Below are 19,226 nucleotides of genomic sequence, written 5' to 3'. Positions count from 1 at the left end.
GTGGTGGCCGAGTCTTCCGGGTCCCGAGCGCAGACGCAAGAAGGGGTCCAATGGGCGTTCGTCTCGGTGGACGCTTGCGGGCACAGCCCGCTAGGCTCAACCGCCGGATGCGGAAAACCGCATGTCCGGTGGTGTGGGAGGGGTGACGGGCGCAATCCCGTCACCCCGACCCGATCGGTAAGGCCGCGATCCGTAGGGTCCGCTGTGCGGACCGACGACCGTGCAGATCGCGCGGTTGCCGGGTTTATGACCAAGGGCGGGTCAGCAAAAAAAGGGGTTAGGCGCTTGCGCCTAACCCCTTGTCTTTTCTTGGTACCGAGGGCCGGAATCGAACCGGCATGGGGTCGCCCCCGTCAGATTTTGAGTCTGATGCGTCTACCAGTTTCGCCACCCCGGCAGGGACGCGTATTATACGCGCAGGCGGGCGGGGTTGTCAGCGGCTTTTCAGCCGACTTTCGGCAGCGGCTGGTGTCGTTGTCTCGGCGCGCTACGCCTCGCTCTGCTGCTGCTCTTGCTCCGCGGGCCAATCGGCGAGCACGTATCCGGCATAGACCGGGTCGTCGTGCAGCGCCTCGGGGGCGGGTTGGGCGCTCAGGTCGCGCAGCCGAAATTGCAGCCCCGGCAGGACCCGCGAGCGGATCACCCCGTTGTCCGGTGCGATCGGGACATAGACCCCGGCAGCCGTGCGGGTGAAAAAGGCCTGGTGCTCGGGCTCGCGGTGCAGGATGTAATACTCGGGCACGCCCCCGGCGGCGTATTCGGCTCTCTTGGCCACTGTTTCGTGCGTGATCCCGCTGCGCTCTTGGTCGGACAGGGCCTCGACGCAGAGGTCGTAGACGCCATGGTAGGAGGCATCCAGTGGTAACAAGGGCTGGGGGTTGTCGTTGTGCACCACCCCGATATCGGGTTTGCGGATGACGGTGCCGCCCGGTAACGGCAGGCGGAAGCCCATTCCCGGGGCGGCCATTCGGGCGATCGGCTGCGTCCGCAGGAAGAGCCGCAGCAGTTCCCTAAGCCAGTTGCGGACCAGATAGGTCCTGTCGTCGGGCACCGGTTGTTTTTCCAGTCGGCCGTTATGCCACTCGTAACGGACGTCCGACCCTCGGTAATACTGGGTCCAATAGGTATGTTCCGAGACCATCAGGGCGTCGGCGGATCGCGGTTCGCCCCACAGTTCAGGCTGATCGGCGAGCGGCTGCGCGGTTGGCGGGCGGGGCGAGGCCTCAATGGGCGTGGTGATTGGGCTCATGGCGATGGGGTCCCCCTGAGTGTGGTGGCGTGCTGGAAGATCAGGCGATTTCTGTCAAGTCCCGTACCCTTTCGTTCGTCTTATCGCCCGCCTTCCGCGTCGCGTCGACCGTCACATAGCCCGATGATGGTCCGGTCGACGCGCCTTGGAGGTCTGCGAGAATCCTTCGCGATCTGGTACAGGATGTTCCGGCAATCGCCTAAATGTCGAACGGCCGCTGGGCGTTGTATCCTGGGCTGGGCTGACCCACCAGGAAATGGTTCGGCGTCTGGGTGGGCGGCATCTGGTCGACGATCCGGCGGTGGAAAGCGCCATAGTCGCCGCGGAAGGCGCCATTGCCCCACGCCCGGAGCAGATTCGCGGTGAAGAGTCCGTTGTCGAGTCCGTCGAGCGAGACCTGATTGTCCTGGCAGCCCGAGATCAGCCGCACGCTGGCGGCAACCGGCAGGGCCATCTCGCGAGTGGCGGGGCCGGCCCAGTGCCCGACGGCTTCAGTCGACAGGCCGCGGTAGAAGTCGCGATGGCGGCGGGCGACCTTGGCGGCGATGTCTTGCGGCATCAGGCGTGGGCGCTCGCTCGGCGCAGGATTGGCAGCCAGCAGCGCGTCGGCCCGACGGGCCCTGATATTGGTGCCGGAGTGACAGCAGTCCGAGAGCACCAGCACCCGGCTGTCGCGGGGAAAACCAGCCCACAGCACGTAAAGCTCGTCGTCGATGAGCTGACCGTCGAAGAGGCAGAGCGTCTCGTCCACCACGTCGTCGGGGGTGTCCTTGATCTCGTCGCCACTGTAGTCGGGCACCTGGCCGCCGTGACCGGAGTAGGTGAAGACAAAGATGTCGCCGGCCTTCATGCGGGCGGCGGTCGCCTTGATCGCGCTGATTACCGCGTCACGGGTGGCTTTCTCGTCGAGCAGGACCTTGGTCTTGTAGCCCAGGCCGCCGGTGAGCTCGGACATGTCCTTGGCATCGTAGACGCAGGCATTGAGCGCGCCGTCCCAGCCCTCGTAGTGGTCGGTGCTGACATGATTGAGCCCGACGTGCAGCGCATAGCCCTTGGCGGCGGCCGCCGCGGGTGGGGTGGGTTGACGCACCCGGCGGCGCGCCCGCGGCGCGGCGCCGGCGGCCAGCGTGGTCACGGCGGGGGCGGCCTCGGTGAGCCGCTTGATCTCGGTTTCGATGCGCGTGGCCACGTCGGCGTAACCGGCATTGGTCGGGTGCAGTTCATCGTGCCAGCGGCCGGCGACCACCCCGCGGCAGTCGACAAAGGACAGGCGAGGCGACTGTGCGGCGAGGGTGTGCAGCCGGGTATTGAGCCGGTCCACCATGATGTCGGCGATCGCCTTCTGCAGCGCCGCGTCCTTGATGCCGCAGGACTTCATGGGCTTGCCGAGCCATTTGCCGTTGGCCGGTATCACGTAATCGTAGCCGTGGCAGATCACCGCGGCGTTGTTGAAGGCGCGCCCCACGTCACGCACGATGCGCTCGATATTGGCGACTGCCGCGTCGAGCACGCCGTTGAATGAGGGCAGCAGGTACTGCGCCGCGGTCAGCGTCGGGTCGAAGGCGCGCAGGTGCCGGGCGAGTTCGCCGCCGGCGACCAGATCGTTGCCGCCGCCCGAAAGCAACAACAGTCGTCCGCCGGTGCGTTCGAGGGCATCCAGATACTCCTGCTCGCGGACCATGTTGTCGAGCGTGTCGCCGGCCTCGCTGCGGCAAAAGACGGCATAGTGCTCGAAGATACAGTCGATCACATCGTTGAGCAGGATCGGATACTGAAACCAACTGTCACCCTCGGCCGCGATCAGTGGACCCTGATAGGTGCCCGAATACGCCATCGACTGAAAGCGCGCCTCGCGGCGCATCTTGGAAATGTAATTTGCGCTGTTGAGCAGTTGAGCGCTACGTGTACGGCCCTCGGCGTCCGTGGCGGGGGGCACCTGCACCGTATCCTCATTGAGTTTGAGTACGGGCTTGGTCGGCGTCGAGCGTTCGTCGTCCAGTGCGAAGTAGGGTGCGAGATCGGCCTCCGGCACCGCGAGGTCCGCGAGCTTGCGGTTGAGTTCGTCCAGCGTGATCTTGGCGGCTTTTGACATGGGATTTTCTCCTTTGTTGTCGGTCGTGTGGCCCGCCGGTGCGGCGGCCCGGAGTCAGGCAGCGCGGGATGGCGCGGAGCCGGCGCTCCCGCGGCGCAACGCTCGATGCAGTCGTCAACTTCGGGAGCGAGTCCGCCGCCAGGCACTGTCGCGTTCACCCTTGCACCGGTTGACAGCGCCCGCGCCTGTCGGCACGACTGAAGATTCGGTTCTACCTGACTGACTTCGGCAGCCATAGCCGCGCCCCCCCAGCTAATCCTAGCGCGTGTGGCGGAATTCGCTACGGTGGCAGATCTCCCCGTTTTGCGTTGGGTGGGTGTCCCGAGCCGGTAAGGACCGTTCCGGCCAACCGGCCTCGTAGGGTAAACTAGAGACTGATGAGGACTTGATGTGGCAGAGTACGGCGAATGGAATAGAAAAGGGGCGACCCTGAGCGATGTTACAGCCGAGGCTGAGTATGGTGTCAGCCGAGCATTCATCACCCAAGGGATTCAGGCCGGAAAACTTGAGTACCGTGATGGGGCGATCTGGGGGAATCCCTACCGTAGGCTCCTGCACAGCCAACTCGAAGCCTACATTAGTGAGGTATTGGGAGAGGCTTATCTGGTGAGGGTCAAGAGCGCAGCGGAACTCCGAAAAATCAATAAAGAAATATCCGGTTTGAAGAGGAAACTGAGAGCACTGGAAAACCGCAAGGTTGAGCTTGACGCGTCTTTAAAGCTCTAACATTATTGGTATCTTGACGGCAAGCGCTAAGTCTACATGGTGGAGCGGGGAAAAATCATGGCGAAGAAAATCCAAAAAATCTATCAACTAAAGATCACCCTCAACGGTGCAAAGCCGCCGATTTGGCGACGAATTCTGATCGCTGATTCGGTGTCGCTCCCGCGTTTTCATGACGTCATACAAATCGTCATGGGATGGTCTGACTGTCACTTGCATCAGTTTGTATCCGATGGGAAACGCTACGGAGCGCCCATCCCTGATTTGGATTTGGATTCTATGGAGATGCTGAACGAGCAACGCTATCAGCTCAATCAACTTCTGAAGTGCGAGAAGGATTCGATCCTCTATGAATATGATTTCGGAGATTCCTGGGAGCATAAAATCACCCTTGAGAAAATTCTGCCTTTTGACCCCGAGATATTTTTGCCAACATGCATCAAAGGGAAGGGGGCCTGTCCGCCGGAAGATGTCGGGGGGATTTGGGGTTACTACAATTTTCTCGAAACCATCGCCGATCCAGCGCATGAGGAACATGAAGAATTCAAAGAATGGATCGGTGGCGAATTCGATCCTGTCGTTTTCGACATTGATGAAATCAACGCCATGCTGGTTGAGCATTGTCGATAAGACAGATTAAACGCGGGCGGCCGGCGCCGCCCGCACGGGATCAGTTGTTTTGAATGACGATCCGTGGGAATTTGGCCGCATAGTCCTTGGCCTGGAGCGACAGCTTGGCCGCGGTTTTGCGGGCAATCTCGCGGTAGATCTGGGTGGCGCGGCACTCGGGCTGGGCGACGACGGTCGGCTTGCCGCTGTCGGTTTCCACGCGGATGTGGATGTCGAGCGGCAGGGAGCCGAGCAGGTCGATGCCGTACTGTTCGGACATGCTCTGGCCGCCGCCGGAGCCGAAGATGTGTTCCTCGTGGCCGCACTTGGAGCAGATGTGGATGCTCATGTTCTCGACGATGCCGAGCACCGGCACCTCGACTTTCTGGAACATCTTGAGCCCCTTGCGGGCGTCCAGCAGGGCGATGTCCTGGGGCGTGGTGACGATGATCGCGCCCGAGACCGGTACTTTCTGCGCCAGGGTCAACTGGGTGTCGCCGGTGCCCGGCGGCAGGTCGATGACGAGATAGTCCAGATCAGACCAGTTGGTGTCGTTCAGGAGCTGCTCCAGAGCCTGGGTGACCATGGGGCCGCGCCAGATCATCGGCGTTTCCTCGTCGATCAGGAAGCCGATGGACATGGCCTGGAGGTGGTAGCTGTTCATCGGCTCCAGGCTCTTGCCGTCTTTCGACTCGGGCTTGCCGGTGATGCCGAGCATGCGCGGCTGGGATGGGCCGTAGATGTCGGCATCGAGGATGCCGACCTTGGCGCCCTCGGCGGAGAGGGCGAGCGCCAGGTTGACCGCGGTGGTGGACTTGCCCACACCGCCCTTGCCGGAGGCAACGGCGATAATGTTCTTGACGTTGTCGATCGGCTTCAGCGACTTCTGGACCGAGTGGGCCTTGATCTCCCAACTGACATCCACCGCGGCCGCGGTGACGCCGGGGACGGCCATGATGCGCTCCTTGATGCCGTCGGCCAGCGTTTGCTGGATGCCCTTGGCGGGGAAGCCCAGCACGACCTTGACCTTGACCTGACCACCCTCGATCTCGATCCCCTTGACCGTGCCGGCCGCGATCAGATCACGCTTCAGGTGGGGCTCGACATAGCCCTTGATTGCCGTCTCGACCAGTTCTTTCGTAACTTCAGCCATTGATTCTGCTCCGCTGTACTGCATCGTGTCGGCGCGGGCCGGCACCTGGTAATCGTGTGGGGATGGTTCGGGGTGTGGGCGGGTGAGGCACCGGAACGCCGGCTGCCGCTCAAACTTGTTGGCGGACGTTTGTCCACCGCCGGTGGTTATCAAGGGTAGCACGGTTGGCCGCTCGGTCCCCGCTCGTGAGATACTGGCCGGCAGTTGCAAATTTGGGTGGCCGCAGCCGTCGGCGTGGCTGATGGTGGATGCGCTACGCTGATCCACCCTACGAAACCGGCGCTCCCGTAGGGTGGATAAGGCGCGCTGCTCGGTGTCCGGGACCCGGCACGGCGGGCGCGCGCGCCGCATCCACCAGGTTGTCGGCCCAGGCGGCGCGGGATTCGGTGGACTGCGCTAGCGCTTGTCCACCCTACGGCCGGAACGATAATAAACGCCTCATTTTATGTTCATTTGCGGCTCAATTTTCTCCCTTCATTGATGCATGTCGCTTGCGACCTACCCCCGGATTGCCATGACTGATCCCCGCCACATCCTGATCACCAGCGCGCTGCCCTACGCCAACGGCCCGATCCATATCGGCCACCTGGTGGAGTACATCCAGACCGATATTTGGGCGCGCTTCCAGCGGATGCGCGGCCACCAGTGCTGGTACTGCTGCGCCGATGACGCCCACGGCACCCCCATCATGCTCAAGGCGCGCGAGGAGGGGATCACCCCCGAGGCGCTGATCGAGCGGGTGGCGCGGGAGCATCAGGCGGACTTCGCCGCCTTCCGCATCGCCTTCGACAACTACCACTCCACCCATTCCGACGAGAACCGGCACTACGCCACGCTCATCTACGAGCGCAATCGCGATGACGGCCATATCGCGCGGCGCACCATCACCCAGGCCTTTGACCCGGTGGAGCAGATGTTCCTGCCCGACCGCTTCATCAAAGGCGAGTGTCCCAAGTGCGGTGCGCCCGATCAGTACGGCGACAACTGCGAGGCGTGCGGGGCGAGCTATTCGCCCAACGAGCTGAAGAACCCGCGCTCGGCCGTTTCAGGCGCCGTGCCGGAGCAGCGCGAGTCCGAGCATTTCTTCTTCAAGCTCGGCGATTTCGAGGCGATGCTCAAGACCTGGACCAGCAGCGGCAGCGTCCAGAAGGAGGTGGCCAACAAGCTCGGCGAGTGGTTCGAGGCCGGCCTGCAGGAGTGGGACATTTCGCGCGACGCGCCTTATTTTGGCTTTGCCATCCCCGACCATCCGGACAAGTTCTTCTATGTCTGGCTGGATGCGCCGATCGGCTACATGGCGAGCTTCCAGAACCTCTGCGACCGCACGCCGGGGCTGGAATTCGATGATTACTGGGCCACGGATTCGACCGCCGAGCTGTATCACTTCATCGGCAAGGACATCATCTATTTCCATGCCCTGTTCTGGCCGGCGATGCTCCATGGGGCCGGGTTCCGCACCCCGAGTGCCGTCTTCGCCCACGGGTTCCTGACCGTCGACGGCTCCAAGATGTCCAAGTCGCGCGGCACCTTCATCAAGGCGCGGACCTATCTGGACCATCTCAATCCGGAGTATCTGCGCTATTACTTCGCCGCCAAACTCGGCTCCGGGGTCGACGACATCGACCTCAATCTGGAGGACTTCCAGTTCCGCGTGAACGCCGACCTGGTGGGCAAGGTGGTCAACATCGCCAGCCGCTCGGCCGGGTTCATCGCCAAGGGATTCGGCGGACGCCTGTCCGCGGCGCTGCCGGACGCGGCCCTGTTCGCCGCCTTCACCGCTGCCGGGGAGTCGATCGCGAGCGCTTACGAGGCCCGCGAATACAGCCGCGCGGTGCGTGAGATCATGGCCCTGGCCGATCGCGCCAACCAGTACATCGACGAACAGGCGCCCTGGGTGGCGGCCAAGCAGCCCGGTCGGGAGGCGGAGCTGCAGGGCATCTGCACCATGGGGCTCAATCTGTTCCGCCTGCTGATCGGCTGGCTCAAACCCATCCTGCCCGGCACCGCCGCGGATTCCGAGGCCTTCCTGCAGGTGCCGCCCCTGACCTGGGCGGACCTGCAGGCGCCGCTGCTCGACCATGAGATCGCCCAGTTCAAACCATTGATGACACGGGTCGATCCGGTGCAGATCGCGGCCCTGCTGGCGGCTTCCAAAGAAGACCTGACACATAAGGCGGTGGCCGCCGCCGATCAGGGCGAGGCCCTGGTGCGCACCGACACCAGCCCGCACCTGACTCGCGACCCCATCGCCGCGACTATCGACTTCGACACCTTTGCCAAGGTGGACCTGCGTGTGGCCCGCATCGTCGCCGCCGACTTGGTGGAGGGCGCGGACAAGCTCCTGGCCCTCACGCTCGATCTGGACGGGGAGACCCGTCAGGTCTTCGCCGGCATCCGCGCCGCCTATGACCCGGCGGATCTGGTCGGCCGGCTGACCGTCATGGTCGCCAACCTGGCCCCGCGCAAGATGCGCTTCGGCGTCTCGGAGGGCATGGTGCTGGCGGCCGGCCCCGGCGGGGCGGACATTTTCATTCTGAGTCCGGATGAGGGTGCCGCGCCGGGGATGAAGGTCAAGTAGGGGCTGATCTGTGGGTGTGATCGGAACTGATGGGGCCGGGCTTCTCGGTAGGATGGGCAGAGCGAGAGCGATGCCCATCATCAAGCGCCACGGTGGCCGGATGGGCATCGCTCGCGCTCTGCCCATCCTACGCGCTAAAAGTCGCGCAGCGACCCTGTGGGAGCGGCGTCCCGCCGCGATTGGGCCGGGCGCGTTGCCGTGGCCTCAGCATTCACCGCGGCGCCGCATCGCGGCTGGCCGGATACGCGCCATCCCCAGGCCCAGAGGCGGCAGTCGGTCTGGCGGTCGACGGTGCATCCCGCCAACTGTCGGTGCGACTGAAGTCGCACCGACATTTCAGGTTGCCCGAGCGACCGCCGACAGCCGGTTCAGGGCACGACCGTATAGGGCTTCCCCCGTTGGTTGTTGGCGTCGTAGGCCTCCGTGTTGACGCAGGTGTGATCGACGAAGGCGCGCAGTAACTTGGCGCCCGCGGCCCCGGCGGGGAGGTTGTCGAAGGTCAGGGTGTGGCTGGCCCCGTTGGCCAGGGTGCCGACGGCCACCGCGGCGTCGCCCGCGGCGCCGCAGGTGGGGACGCCCGGCTGATCGACCCAGAGGGCGAGCGTGCCGGCGTCGCCGGGCGCGGTGCCGCGGTTCTTCACCGTCACGGCGGCGCTGAAGGTCCCGTTGGCGGCGGGGCGGTTGGGCGTCAGGTCAATTGTGGTGACCCCAAAGTCCGCGATCGGCTGGGCGAAGACCCGGTAGCCCTTGGTGACCTGGTTGTTGGCCTCATTGGGTTCCGCGATCTGACACTGGCTGTCGATGAAGGTCCGCAGCGTCTTGTACCCGGCGATGCCGGCCGGCAGGCTGATCCGTAGCCTCTGGTTGGCGCCCGCGGCCAGGTCCGCCAGGTTGATTTCAGTGTCACCTGGGGCATCGCAGGCTTGGGTCTGGGACTGGTTGGCCCAGACGCGCAGCAGCCCTGGGCTCCCGGCCTGGGTGCCCCGATTCTTCACGGTGATCCAGGCGTTGAAGGTTCCGCCGGCGAGCGGGGCGCTTGGGTTCAGGGTGACGTTGGTGACGGTGAAGTCGGCGTCGGGGGGCAGGCCTCCGAACCCGACCACCGGCACTGGACTTAGGCGGTCCGTGGTGGTGCCGTCGCCGAGCTGGCCGTAGTAGTCGTTCCGTCCCCAGGCCCAGAGGCTGCCGTCGGTCTTGCGGGCCAGGGTGTGATCAGCGCCGGATACGGCCGCGACCCCGGTCAGGACCTGGACCGGCGTCCAGCGATCGGTGGTGGTGCCGTCGCCGAGCTGGCCGTACCTGTTGTACCCCCAGGCCCAGAGGCTGCCGTCGGTCTTGAGGGCCAGGCTGTGGAAACCGCCGGCTGACACGGCCGCGACCCCGGTCAGGACCTGGACCGGCGTCAAGCGATGGGTGGTGCCGCCGTCGCCGATCTGGCCCCCCCAGTTGGCGCCCCAGGCCCAGAGGCTGCCGTCGGTCTTGAGGGCCAGGCTGTGGAAACTGCCGGTTGCCACGGCCGCGACCCCGGTCAGAACCTGGACCGGCGTTAAGCGAGTGGTGTTGGAATTGCCGTCGCCGAGCTGGCCGTAGCCGTTGTTTCCCCAGACCCAGAGGCTGCCGTCGGTCTTCAGGGCCAGGCTGTGGAAACCGCCGGCTGCCACGGCCGCGACCCCGGTCAGGACCTTGACCGGCCTTGACCGATTGGTGGAGGTGCCGTCGCCGAGCTGGCCACCGTTGGCTCCCCAGGCCCAGAGGCTGCCGTCAGTCTTGATGGCCAGGGAGTGATAATCGCCGGCTGCCACGGCCGCGACCCCGGTCAGGACCCGGACCGGCGTTGACCGATGGGCGTGAGTGCCGTCGCCGAGCTGGCCGAAGTCGTTGGATCCCCAGGCCCAGAGGCTGCCGTCGGTCTTGATGGCCTGGGTGCAAAACTCGCCGGCCGCCACGGCCGCGACCCCGGTCAGCACCTGGACCGGCGTAATCTGCGCGGTAAGGGTGGTGGCGTTGCCGAGCTGGCCGTACCAGTTGTCTCCCCAAGCCCAGAGGCTGCCGTCGGGCTTAAGGGCCAGGCTGTGATCAAAGCCGACGGCCAGCCGCTGCATCTCCGGAGTGTCGGCCGCGGCAACGCTCACCGCCCAAGGCGAGAGTAGCAGCGCATCCAACCCGGCGGCATCGACCCGCAGCGTCAGGCTGGCTGAACCGGCGGCACGCGCGACCGTGTCATAAGACCCGGCCGGCAAAGCGAAGAGCGGATCCTGGGCCGTCTGCTCCAGGTCATCCGCCGCCGCCCTTGCGGCCGATGCCGACGCGCGCAGCTCCACCCGCACGGTCACCCATCCCGCGGCGGCCACCTGCGCGCGCAGGGCGGCAGCATGGGTCGCCGCCGCGTCGCCGGGCACCGTCAGCCCGGCCGCGGCCTGGCCCAGGGCCAGACTCAGTGTCAGTAGCAAACACGAGAGAACCAGCGCCGCGCGTTGGCCGCGCGGCCCCGGATGACGTTGGAAGATTCTGAAGAACATGCGTATTTCCTTCTGTTGAGGAGGCTTGAACAGGTGCGGGCGGACGGTACCATGGAGCCGTCGTCGGGTTCCATCGCCGCCGGACGGATGCGCCGGACCAACGGACAGGGTGCCGTAGGGTGCGGTGAGGTACGAACCGCACCGTCCCTGGCCGCGATGTGGTGCGGTTCGTGCCTCACCGCACCCTACGAACTGCGGTCGGTCTTGCGGCCGAAATGTGCCTACGGCCTTGATCGTAATTCCGGCCAGCGGTCTGCGTAGTCAGGGCTTCCAGCCCTGACGGTGTCAGGCCAGGATGGCCTGACTACGCACACGGCGAACCCAAGTGGCCGGAATCTTGATCGAGGCCATCGTCGGCCTTGATCATCGTTCCGGCCAGCAAGGGACCATCCGCAACTGGCGGTCGAGGCTTTACCGTGAAAGTGCGTCGTCAAGCCATCCTGGCCTGACAGCGTCGGGACTGGAAGGGTCAGGGCTGGAAGCCCTGACGACGCAGCTTCGCACCCCGGCAGCGCGTAGGATGGGCAGAGCGAGAGCGATGCCCATCCGACCTAAAGACCTGGTCCAAACAAACCACATCACTTCCAATCGCACCCCGGCTAAAGCCTCGACCTCCAGTGGCCAGAACGAGGCCGATGACGGTTGCGTATTTTCACGGCCCGAGCGCGCGTTCTCTTGTAACCTGCCGATACTTTATTACAGCGCGCGGTCTTCCGGCCGGCGGCTGTCCTGTATTTGCGGGACCTTCACATGAAACTCGTCATCTCCATCGCCGGCGACAGCCTGCAATCGCCGTTTGACGCGCGCTTCGGGCGCGCCGCCGCCTTCTGTCTGGTCGACAGCGACACCGGGTCCTGGACCGCCCACGCCAACCCGGCACTGGAGGCGGCGGGCGGGGCAGGTGTGCAGGCGGCACAGTGCGTCGCCGGTCTGGGTGCGCAGGCGGTCGTCAGCGGGGCCTATGGTCCCAAGGCCTATGCCAGTCTGTCCGCCGCGGGGATCGCCATGCATCTCGCGCCCGGCAATGCGCCGCGCACCGGCGCCGACGTGCTGGCACAGTTCAAGGCCGGTGAACTGAGCCAGGCCCAGGCCGCCACCCAGGACGGCCGCCACTGATGCGGATCGTCGTTGCCAGCGGCAAGGGCGGCACCGGCAAGACCACGGTCGCGACCAGTCTGGCACTGGTCGGCGGAGAATCGGTGCGTTGTCTGGATTGCGACGTGGAGGCGCCCAATGCCGCGCTCTTTCTCCATCCGGTGCTCGACCGGCGTCAGGAGGTCGGTATCCCGCTCCCGCGCGTCGACACCGCGCGTTGCACCCACTGCGGCAAATGCGCCGAGGTCTGCCAGTATCACGCCATTGCCGTGCTCGGCCAGACCACGCTGGTGTTCCCGGAGCTCTGCCACGGTTGCGGCAGTTGCACCCGGCTCTGCCCGGAGGGGGCGATCAGCGAACACCTGCATGTGACCGGGGTGCTGGAGGGCGGTCTGACCGCCGACGGCTTGGAGTTTGCGCGGGGTCTGCTGCAGGTTGGCGAGCCGATGGCCGTGCCCATCATCCGCGAACTCAAGCGCTGGCCGCCGCGGCGTCGGCCCGCCATTGAGATTTGGGATGCGCCCCCCGGCGCCTCCTGCCCGGTAGTGGAGACCCTGCGCGGTGCGGATTTCGCGCTGCTGGTCACTGAGCCGACGCCCTTCGGTCTGCACGATCTGAAACAAGTCGTCGGCATCGCCCGCGAGTTGAAGATCCCAGCGGGGGTGGTCGTCAACCGCGACGGCATCGGCGATCAGGCGGTCGATGCCTACTGTGCCGATCAGGGCTTGCCGATCCTGCTGCGCATCCCGATGGAACGGCGCATTGCCGAGGGGTTGGCCCGCGGCCGGTCGCTGCTGGAGACCGCGCCGGATTATCGGCCGGCCTTCCAGGATCTGCTGGCGGCCATCCAGGACCGGGTGAACGCGGAGTACGCACGATGATGAAACAACTGATCGTCCTGAGCGGCAAGGGCGGTACCGGCAAGACCAGCGTCACCGCCGCTTTCGCGCACCTGGCCGCTGGGGGGCGTCTGACCGGTCAGGTCGTGATCGCCGACGCCGATGTCGATGCCGCCAACCTGGAACTGGTGCTGCAACCCCGGGTGCTGGAAACCCAGCCGTTCCAGGGCGGGCAGGTGGCCGTGATCGATCAGGACACCTGCCTGGTGTGCGGGAGCTGCGCGGATGTCTGTCGGTTCGATGCGATCATCGAGCGCGACGGCCAGTACCTGGTCGACCCCATCGCCTGTGATGGGTGCGCGGCCTGCGTCTATCAGTGTCCGACCGAGAGCATCCGCATGGAGCCGCAGATAGCGGGCAAGTCGTATGTCTCGGAGAGTCGTTACGGGCCGCTCTACCACGCCAATCTGGACCCCGGACAGGAAAACTCGGGCAAGCTGGTGACCCTGGTCAAACAGCGTGCCCGGTTGCGCGCGCTGGACGAGGACCGGGAACTGGTGCTGGTGGATGGGCCGCCCGGCATCGGCTGTCCGGTCATCGCGGCGGCGTCCGGTGCCGATCTGGCGCTCATCGTCGCTGAGCCGACCGCGGCCGGGGTGCACGACATGCAGCGGGTGCTGGGCACCCTGCGCCATTTCGGCGTCCCGGCGCTGGTGTGCATCAACAAGGCGGACATCTACCCGGAGGGCGCAGCGGCGATCGAGACCTCCTGCCGTGCGGATGGCGTGGTCACCGTCGGCCGGATTCCCTTCGATGCGACCGTGGCCAGTGCCATGGTGGCCGGGGAGGCCGTGACCGCCTTTCGGCCGGAGGCGCCGGCCAGTCTCGCCGTCGCCGCCGTCTGGGAGCGCGTCCTGGCGTTCCTGGAAGCGCCGGCATGAAGGTAGCCGCCTTGGAGCAGGCCGTGCTCGAACGGCTGCAGTCGGTCATTGATCCCGAAACCAACACCGATGTGGTGCGGATGCGCCTGGTGGAAAGTTTGCGGGTCGATCCGGACGGGAGGGTGCATTACACTTTTCGCCCATCGTCCTTTGTCTGTCCATTGGCCGTCTCCCTGGCCGTGGCCATCAAGAAAGCCGTGGCCCAAGTGCCCGGCGTGACCTCGCAAGCCATCACCGTCAGCGGTTATGTGCAGGCAGAGGTTCTGGAACACTCGATTAATCAGGAACTTTGATATGAGAATTGCAGTCACCGCGGAAACCAACGACGGTCTCGACAGCCTGGTCGCCCAACATTTTGGCCACGCGGCCTATTTTGTGCTGGTTGATACGGACAACGGCGTGATCACCGCCACCGAGTCGCTGGCCAACCCCTTTGCCGAGGCGCACGAGCCTGGTCAGATCCCCGACTTCATTCGCGATCAACAGGCCAAGGCCATCCTCAGCGGCGGCATGGGCGGGCGGGCGATTCAATTCTTTGAACAGGCCGGCATCCAGGCCGCGACCGGCGCGCGCGGCACCGTCCGCCAAGCATTGGAACACTTCCTGGGCGGCCAACTGACCGCGGCCGCCCCCTGCGCGGAAAGCGTGGAGCATGGCCACGGGCACAGCCACGACTAGTCGCCTGCGCGTGCCTGCAAGATCCGTAGGGGCGACTTCAGTCGCCCCCCACCTCGGCAGATCCTTCCCCGGTAATCGCCTCAGTTGTGGTGTCATTCCGGCAGAATGCCGGAATCCAGTGCCATCGATGAGCGGGGTGATCTCGTGCGCCGCATCCGCCGGCTTTGCGGACCGCGCCGGGGACTCGCGCAAGGCCCATCCGGTGTAGAATAGGTTCGCAGTCCGGCGATGCATGGCCTGACGACGGATCGGTCACCGCCCCCAAGCCGTGGCCGTTCCTGATCTTGCCCGATCGGGCGTCCGCCCACGGCGGCCCCTGACGGACAGCCGTTGGCGCGGATGGCGGAATTGGTAGACGCCCTGGATTTAGGTTCCAGTGGGGTAACCCGTGGGGGTTCGAGTCCCCCTCCGCGCACCATTCAATATCAGGGCGTTACGCCATTTTTGCGGGCGCTCCCCCTCCCCGGTTCTCCGGTCGCAACGTATCTATAGCCATCGGACGTGATAACCGGACGTAGGGGCGGGTTTCAAACCCGCCCCTACACCAAGGCTCTGTCCGGATATCAGGTACGAAGGCTATCAACGTAACGCATCGAAGCGGGCCACCGTCGATCGCAGGTTTTCCGGAGACAGGTGCGCGTACCGCTCCGTCATCATGAGTGACGGCAAGGCTCCAGTCGGCGAAATGATGGGATTCGCGGCGCCGGGCGCGGGCGGGTCTATACTGGGGCAGCCCCCTAGTCTCACTGATCCGTCAATATAAAGAGGACGATCCGCAATGAACGAAACGATCTTGCCGCCGGTCCCCGGCGGGAGCGACCCGCGTGTGAACCGGGTGACCCTGGGTCATCCCTGGCGTTGGCTGGCGAAAGGTTGGCAGGATATCAGGTCGGCGCCGGTCTATAGCTTGCGTTACGGTGCGGGGATTGTGGTGATCAGCGCGCTGATCGTCCTGCTCACTGTGCTCGGTCATCTGACCTTTCTGGTGCCCTTTCTCACGGCTGGGTTTTTTCTGATGGCGCCGATCCTGGCGATCGGTCTCTATCAGATGAGCGCCCATCTGGAGCGCGGCGAGTCGCCGCGGCACTGTCAGGCGCTGGAAGCGGTGCGCCGCAACCAGGGTCAGTTGGGGGTCGCGACGGGTTTTCTGTTCATCACGATGCAGCTTTGGATACTGGCGTCGGTGTTTCTCTTCATCATGTTGTTCCATGATCCTTTCCCCACCTGGAAGAACTTCATCCCGGTGGTCGTGCTGTCGGGTCAGTACACGGCATTGTTGATCGTGATCACCTTGGTCGGTGCCTTTTTCGCCGTCTGTGCCTTTTGCATCAGTGCGATCACGATCCCGATGTTGATCGATCGTCAGGTCGACGGCTTTACCGCCATGCGCACCAGTGTGCGGGCGGTCAGCCTCAATTGGGCGCCCATGCTGCTGTGGGCCGCGCTCCTGGTGCTGATCGGGGGCGCCGGGCTCATGACCTTCTATGTCGGGCTTTTTGTGGCCGTGCCGCTGGTCGGCCATGGGACCTGGCATGCCTATCGGGACCTGGTGGCGCGCGACTGAGTGTCAGGGATCGATGAGCAGAATCTCGACCCGTCGGTTATGCCTGCGTTCGTCCTTCGATTGGTTTCCGGCAATGGGCTGCGTTTCGCCCTTGCCGACGGCCGTGATGCGTTCCGCGGCGACGCCCCACGCGGTCAGCGCGGCCTTGACCGATTCGGCGCGCCGGGTGGAGAGGGTCAGGTTGGTTCTGGCGGCGCCTTTGCTGTCGGTATGGCCAGTGACCTGGACCTTGATCTGCGGATTCTGCTTAAGGTGCGTGGCTATGCGCTTCAGACCATCAGGTACCGGGGATGGCAGGGTTCCTTGACCCGGCTTGAAGCGCAGGTCGTCTTCGGCGAGGGTGACTTGCAGGCCGCGGTCGGTCACCCGCGCGCCTAGCTCAGCAGAGCCCTGACGCAGTTGCCCGGTGTCTTCCCGACAGCGGTTGACCGTTGCCCCAGCCTGGGCCGCCGCGGCTTCGCCGCGGGCGGCTGCCAAGGCGGCCGCGTGACTGGTTCCGAGATCCGAAATGGTTTGTTCGAGGTCCAGGACCCGCTGTCTGAGGGTCAGTAACTCGGCGTTCCCGGTGGTCGGCTGGCAGAGCGGCAGCCCGGCGCCGGTCCGGGTATCCGTTGTCTCTTGTGCCGGGTGTCGTAGGCCGGGCGCGGGGTCGACGAGGTACGCAAGCAGCAGCCCGGCACCAAAGAGCAGGATCAGGGCGATGGGTGCCAGGGGGAGCCATGGGCGCTCGGCGGGTGTGGGGTCGGACATGGGATCTCCGGTCTGGGTAGCGGGTCGTCAAGACGTTATACGAACACAATCGTTGTCGTTGTCGTAAGACATCCTTGCCTAGTGACCGGGCACGCAAATCCCGCCCTGCCGGACCGCATTGGCGGTGCGGGTGAGCAGAATCAGAATGATGCCGGTCAGCAGGGTGAGCAGGCCGAGCCCCAGATAGCGGTAAAAATCGTTGCCCGAGCGCTCGAACATCACCAGGCTCGCGATGCTGATCGCCGCCAGGGGGAAGGAATAGGCCCACCAGGAGAGGAAGAAGCGCAGCTTGAGGAAGCGGGCGGCCTGGGTGAAGAGCAGTAGGGTGAAGAACAGACCGGCGTAATAAAGAATCCGTCCGAAGGCGTCCAGTTCGGGAACCAGGCGGCTGTAGGCGATGAAGCCGACGGCGGGCGGAGCGATCAGGATGAACAGGGTCGGCATGAGACGTTCATCAATGGGGTCATGGAACAGCACCCGGTAAAGGATGATGGTCATCAGCATCACCCAGAACAGCATGCCGATGCTGAAAAAGAACCAGGACACATCGACATATCCCAACGGCACCCCGGCGACGGGCACCAGCACGTTGCCGACCGCCGGGATGAACCAGGCCGGATTCATGTGCTGCACTTTGAAGTGGTCATGGTGCATCCAGACGTTCACCACGTAGAGCATGAAGGCGAGGTGTAGCGTGGCTCCGGCCAGCCACAGCCAGTGGGTCAGTTCCGGTGCCAGCGGCAGGAAGGCAATCGAGAGCAGCAGCAGGCTGATGGAGATGGTCGGGAAAAAGTTGAGCTTGACCGGGTGGCGCAGTTCGCTCAGCACGGCCTGGCGGTACAGCATGAGCTTGCTGCCGTAGAGTATGACCAGGGTCAGGAACAGGACGCTGGTGGCACCGAGCAGCCACGGGGTGACTCCCAGGTTGAGGTCCAAGATGTGCTGAGCCTTTTCCCAGCCGATGGTCAGGCCGGACATCCCCATCACCATCGCGAAAAACGAGATGGGGAAGTGTTCCAGTCGGGAATCGGGTTGTGTTGGCGTTGTCATGGGGGCTCCGGGCGGAGGGCAAGAAGGATTTGCGTGCAGTCTACGAATTCCTCGCGGCGCCGGCATTGACAAAGGTCGCAGCCCCCAGGTTGGTTAAGAGGTGTGGAGGGCTTGCGCCGTTGCTGTGTAACCGACCTGCGGTCGGCAGCGGTCGAGTGTCGCGTTCTTTGAGAGTCGGTCGATTTCGCCGGGTTGTCGGCATCGCCGCGGCAGACAAAAGTACACGAAAAGACGAATTTGTAAGCGGCAGCGAGGCTGTAAGGCTGTTACTGATATCTACACAACGACGGAGAACCGTTCGTCGGAAAAACATACCAATCGTCCGCATGCTGAGATCTTCGTCACACGTTTAACAAAGATAACGTCATAGTTAGGGCAGCCACGGTCGGGAAATATATCAATAATATTTTTAAGGTTATTTCCACCTTTCAACGCCTGACCGTTGTTTAATTCCCTGGACGCACGTGTTTCAACCGGTTCGTATCAAGCTCAGGCGGTGTAAGGAAGTCGCTATGCAGCATCTTGACTCACGTACAGTCTACCGCCAGTGTTCGGAGTTCGCCCAGCGCAGAAGGCTGGCGATGGCGATCACCGACTCCCTCAGTGCGCGCCGTTTTCCGCTCGTCTGTGTGCTCGGATTCAGCGCGGCCCTTGGCGTCGCCGCACCGATGCAAGCGGCCACCTTCGCCGTAAGCAACACCCAGGACGGCGGCGGCGGCAGCCTGCGTCAGGCGGTCATCGCGGCAAACGCCAGTCCTGGGTCCGATCAGATTGTCTTCAACTCGAACGTCACCGGGACGATTCTTCTCACTTCCGGCCCGCTGACCAACGACGGGTTCGCGAGCTACTATTACGAAAACACAACTGATCGTTTAGTCATTGTCGGTCCGGGGGCGGATCGGCTGGCGATCGACGGCAACGGCGGCAGTGCCGTGATTGAGAGTTTCTTGTACGGCGCCGACAGTACGCTCGCGATCTCAGGACTCACGCTCAAGCATGCGGATCGCGGCCTGCTTGTCAGCGGAGGTTTCGGCGAAACCACCGCGGTAACAATTGCCGACTCCATCATCACCGGAACGACTGGAGCAGGAATCGAGATCTATGATTGGCATTACACTGGGAGGGGAACTGTTCGGCTTCAGAACCTGGTCATCACCGGCAATAGCGGAACCGGCATTATCATTGTTGGTGGGGATACCCGAATTGTCGGGAGTCTCATTGCCGACAACCTTGGTGTCGGTATACTAACCTCGACTTTGGCCATTTTTGCCTGAGGCCGGGCGCTGTGCACGGGTGGGCTGGACCAGGGCCGGCGGCTCCTGCGGAGGTGGCGGCAGCGGGAGACCGGCGGTATCGTCTGAAGTCGACCAAAACACCAGCCGTCAC

Annotated in this window: 16 protein-coding genes and 2 tRNA genes; 11 read left to right on the top strand and 7 right to left on the bottom strand. The window is 64.3% G+C overall.

The window, feature by feature from the left end; genetic code table 11:
* Positions 1–310 precede the first annotated feature (310 nt).
* The 3 genes from QZY03_RS28160 to QZY03_RS28150 all read right to left on the bottom strand — a co-directional run bounded on the left by QZY03_RS28160 (position 311) and on the right by QZY03_RS28150 (position 3,341).
* A tRNA-Leu gene (locus QZY03_RS28160) sits at positions 311–397 on the bottom strand.
* A 90-nt stretch (positions 398–487) separates the two neighbouring features.
* Positions 488–1,249, bottom strand: a complete 762-nt coding sequence (locus QZY03_RS28155) for a Uma2 family endonuclease (protein ID WP_295587070.1) — start codon at positions 1,247–1,249, stop codon at positions 488–490.
* A 199-nt stretch (positions 1,250–1,448) separates the two neighbouring features.
* Positions 1,449–3,341: a caspase family protein gene (locus QZY03_RS28150; RefSeq protein ID WP_295587068.1), complete on the bottom strand. Its 1,893-nt coding sequence runs from the start codon at positions 3,339–3,341 to the stop codon at positions 1,449–1,451.
* Between the two features lie 390 nt (positions 3,342–3,731).
* On the opposite strand from QZY03_RS28150, the gene QZY03_RS28145 reads away from it, so the two are divergent.
* Both QZY03_RS28145 and QZY03_RS28140 read left to right on the top strand, forming a co-directional pair.
* Positions 3,732–4,067 (top strand): hypothetical protein, encoded by a 336-nt coding sequence (locus QZY03_RS28145; protein WP_295587066.1) that lies wholly within the window; start codon positions 3,732–3,734, stop codon positions 4,065–4,067.
* Between the two features lie 57 nt (positions 4,068–4,124).
* Entirely contained in the window at positions 4,125–4,694 is a 570-nt protein-coding gene (locus QZY03_RS28140) for a plasmid pRiA4b ORF-3 family protein (protein WP_295587064.1), read from the top strand.
* 40 nt (positions 4,695–4,734) lie between these two features.
* On the opposite strand, the gene apbC is transcribed toward QZY03_RS28140, so the two are convergent.
* Entirely contained in the window at positions 4,735–5,826 is a 1,092-nt protein-coding gene (apbC, locus tag QZY03_RS28135; protein ID WP_295587062.1) for an iron-sulfur cluster carrier protein ApbC, read from the bottom strand.
* A gap of 514 nt (positions 5,827–6,340) precedes the next feature.
* Between apbC and metG the strand changes: the two genes are divergently transcribed.
* The gene (gene metG / locus QZY03_RS28130; RefSeq protein WP_295587060.1) at positions 6,341–8,404 is read left to right on the top strand and encodes a methionine--tRNA ligase; all 2,064 of its coding nucleotides are present in this window, start codon (positions 6,341–6,343) and stop codon (positions 8,402–8,404) included.
* 368 nt (positions 8,405–8,772) lie between these two features.
* Here the strand turns inward: metG and QZY03_RS28125 are convergent, their stop codons facing one another.
* Positions 8,773–10,923: a CARDB domain-containing protein gene (locus QZY03_RS28125; RefSeq protein ID WP_295587058.1), complete on the bottom strand. Its 2,151-nt coding sequence runs from the start codon at positions 10,921–10,923 to the stop codon at positions 8,773–8,775.
* 750 nt (positions 10,924–11,673) lie between these two features.
* Between QZY03_RS28125 and QZY03_RS28120 the strand changes: the two genes are divergently transcribed.
* The 7 genes from QZY03_RS28120 (at position 11,674) to QZY03_RS28090 (ending at position 16,040) form a co-directional block, all read left to right on the top strand.
* The gene (locus QZY03_RS28120; RefSeq protein WP_295587056.1) at positions 11,674–12,039 is read left to right on the top strand and encodes a NifB/NifX family molybdenum-iron cluster-binding protein; all 366 of its coding nucleotides are present in this window, start codon (positions 11,674–11,676) and stop codon (positions 12,037–12,039) included.
* Positions 12,039–12,899, top strand: coding sequence for an ATP-binding protein (locus QZY03_RS28115; RefSeq protein WP_295587054.1), 861 nt, complete (start codon positions 12,039–12,041; stop codon positions 12,897–12,899). Before QZY03_RS28120 ends, QZY03_RS28115 begins: the two co-directional genes overlap by 1 nt.
* Positions 12,896–13,798 carry an ATP-binding protein gene (locus tag QZY03_RS28110; RefSeq protein ID WP_295587052.1) on the top strand — a complete coding sequence of 301 codons (903 nt, stop codon included), beginning with the start codon at positions 12,896–12,898 and terminating at the stop codon, positions 13,796–13,798. Before QZY03_RS28115 ends, QZY03_RS28110 begins: the two co-directional genes overlap by 4 nt.
* Positions 13,795–14,091, top strand: coding sequence for an iron-sulfur cluster assembly protein (locus tag QZY03_RS28105; protein WP_295587050.1), 297 nt, complete (start codon positions 13,795–13,797; stop codon positions 14,089–14,091). The genes QZY03_RS28110 and QZY03_RS28105 overlap by 4 nt, the downstream gene beginning before the upstream one ends.
* A 1-nt stretch (position 14,092) precedes the next feature.
* On the top strand, positions 14,093–14,476 hold the full coding sequence (locus tag QZY03_RS28100; RefSeq protein WP_295587048.1) for a NifB/NifX family molybdenum-iron cluster-binding protein: 384 nt from the start codon (positions 14,093–14,095) through the stop codon (positions 14,474–14,476).
* A gap of 333 nt (positions 14,477–14,809) precedes the next feature.
* A tRNA-Leu gene (locus QZY03_RS28095) sits at positions 14,810–14,894 on the top strand.
* A 360-nt stretch (positions 14,895–15,254) separates the two neighbouring features.
* The gene (locus QZY03_RS28090; RefSeq protein ID WP_295587046.1) at positions 15,255–16,040 is read left to right on the top strand and encodes a DUF2189 domain-containing protein; all 786 of its coding nucleotides are present in this window, start codon (positions 15,255–15,257) and stop codon (positions 16,038–16,040) included.
* A 3-nt stretch (positions 16,041–16,043) separates the two neighbouring features.
* On the opposite strand, the gene QZY03_RS28085 is transcribed toward QZY03_RS28090, so the two are convergent.
* Together QZY03_RS28085 and QZY03_RS28080 are read right to left on the bottom strand one after the other, a co-directional pair.
* Positions 16,044–16,790, bottom strand: coding sequence for an OmpA family protein (locus QZY03_RS28085; RefSeq protein WP_295587044.1), 747 nt, complete (start codon positions 16,788–16,790; stop codon positions 16,044–16,046).
* Between the two features lie 78 nt (positions 16,791–16,868).
* Positions 16,869–17,840, bottom strand: coding sequence for an SLAC1 anion channel family protein (locus tag QZY03_RS28080; RefSeq protein ID WP_295587042.1), 972 nt, complete (start codon positions 17,838–17,840; stop codon positions 16,869–16,871).
* 512 nt (positions 17,841–18,352) lie between these two features.
* Here QZY03_RS28080 and QZY03_RS28075 point away from each other — a divergent pair.
* Positions 18,353–19,114 (top strand): right-handed parallel beta-helix repeat-containing protein, encoded by a 762-nt coding sequence (locus QZY03_RS28075; RefSeq protein ID WP_295587040.1) that lies wholly within the window; start codon positions 18,353–18,355, stop codon positions 19,112–19,114.
* The last annotated feature ends 112 nt before the right edge of the window (positions 19,115–19,226 follow it).

This window comes from uncultured Lamprocystis sp. (genome assembly GCF_903933125.1).
Lineage (GTDB): Bacteria > Pseudomonadota > Gammaproteobacteria > Chromatiales > Chromatiaceae > Thiodictyon.
This window is presented reverse-complemented; position numbering and strand designations above follow the sequence as displayed.

Bases quoted from the DNA above. Each gene is read 5' to 3' on its own strand.
- apbC (WP_295587062.1), bottom strand. From the start codon at position 5,826: ATGGCTGAAGTTACGAAAGAACTGGTCGAGACGGCAATCAAGGGCTAT.
- QZY03_RS28105 (WP_295587050.1), top strand. From the start codon at position 13,795: ATGAAGGTAGCCGCCTTGGAGCAGGCCGTGCTCGAACGGCTGCAGTCG.
- QZY03_RS28115 (WP_295587054.1), top strand. From the start codon at position 12,039: ATGCGGATCGTCGTTGCCAGCGGCAAGGGCGGCACCGGCAAGACCACG.
- QZY03_RS28090 (WP_295587046.1), top strand. From the start codon at position 15,255: ATGAACGAAACGATCTTGCCGCCGGTCCCCGGCGGGAGCGACCCGCGT.
- QZY03_RS28075 (WP_295587040.1), top strand. From the start codon at position 18,353: ATGCAGCATCTTGACTCACGTACAGTCTACCGCCAGTGTTCGGAGTTC.
- QZY03_RS28100 (WP_295587048.1), top strand. From the start codon at position 14,093: ATGAGAATTGCAGTCACCGCGGAAACCAACGACGGTCTCGACAGCCTG.
- QZY03_RS28150 (WP_295587068.1), bottom strand. From the start codon at position 3,341: ATGTCAAAAGCCGCCAAGATCACGCTGGACGAACTCAACCGCAAGCTC.
- QZY03_RS28120 (WP_295587056.1), top strand. From the start codon at position 11,674: ATGAAACTCGTCATCTCCATCGCCGGCGACAGCCTGCAATCGCCGTTT.
- metG (WP_295587060.1), top strand. From the start codon at position 6,341: ATGACTGATCCCCGCCACATCCTGATCACCAGCGCGCTGCCCTACGCC.
- QZY03_RS28110 (WP_295587052.1), top strand. From the start codon at position 12,896: ATGATGAAACAACTGATCGTCCTGAGCGGCAAGGGCGGTACCGGCAAG.
- QZY03_RS28155 (WP_295587070.1), bottom strand. From the start codon at position 1,249: ATGAGCCCAATCACCACGCCCATTGAGGCCTCGCCCCGCCCGCCAACC.
- QZY03_RS28085 (WP_295587044.1), bottom strand. From the start codon at position 16,790: ATGTCCGACCCCACACCCGCCGAGCGCCCATGGCTCCCCCTGGCACCC.
- QZY03_RS28140 (WP_295587064.1), top strand. From the start codon at position 4,125: ATGGCGAAGAAAATCCAAAAAATCTATCAACTAAAGATCACCCTCAAC.
- QZY03_RS28080 (WP_295587042.1), bottom strand. From the start codon at position 17,840: ATGACAACGCCAACACAACCCGATTCCCGACTGGAACACTTCCCCATC.
- QZY03_RS28125 (WP_295587058.1), bottom strand. From the start codon at position 10,923: ATGTTCTTCAGAATCTTCCAACGTCATCCGGGGCCGCGCGGCCAACGC.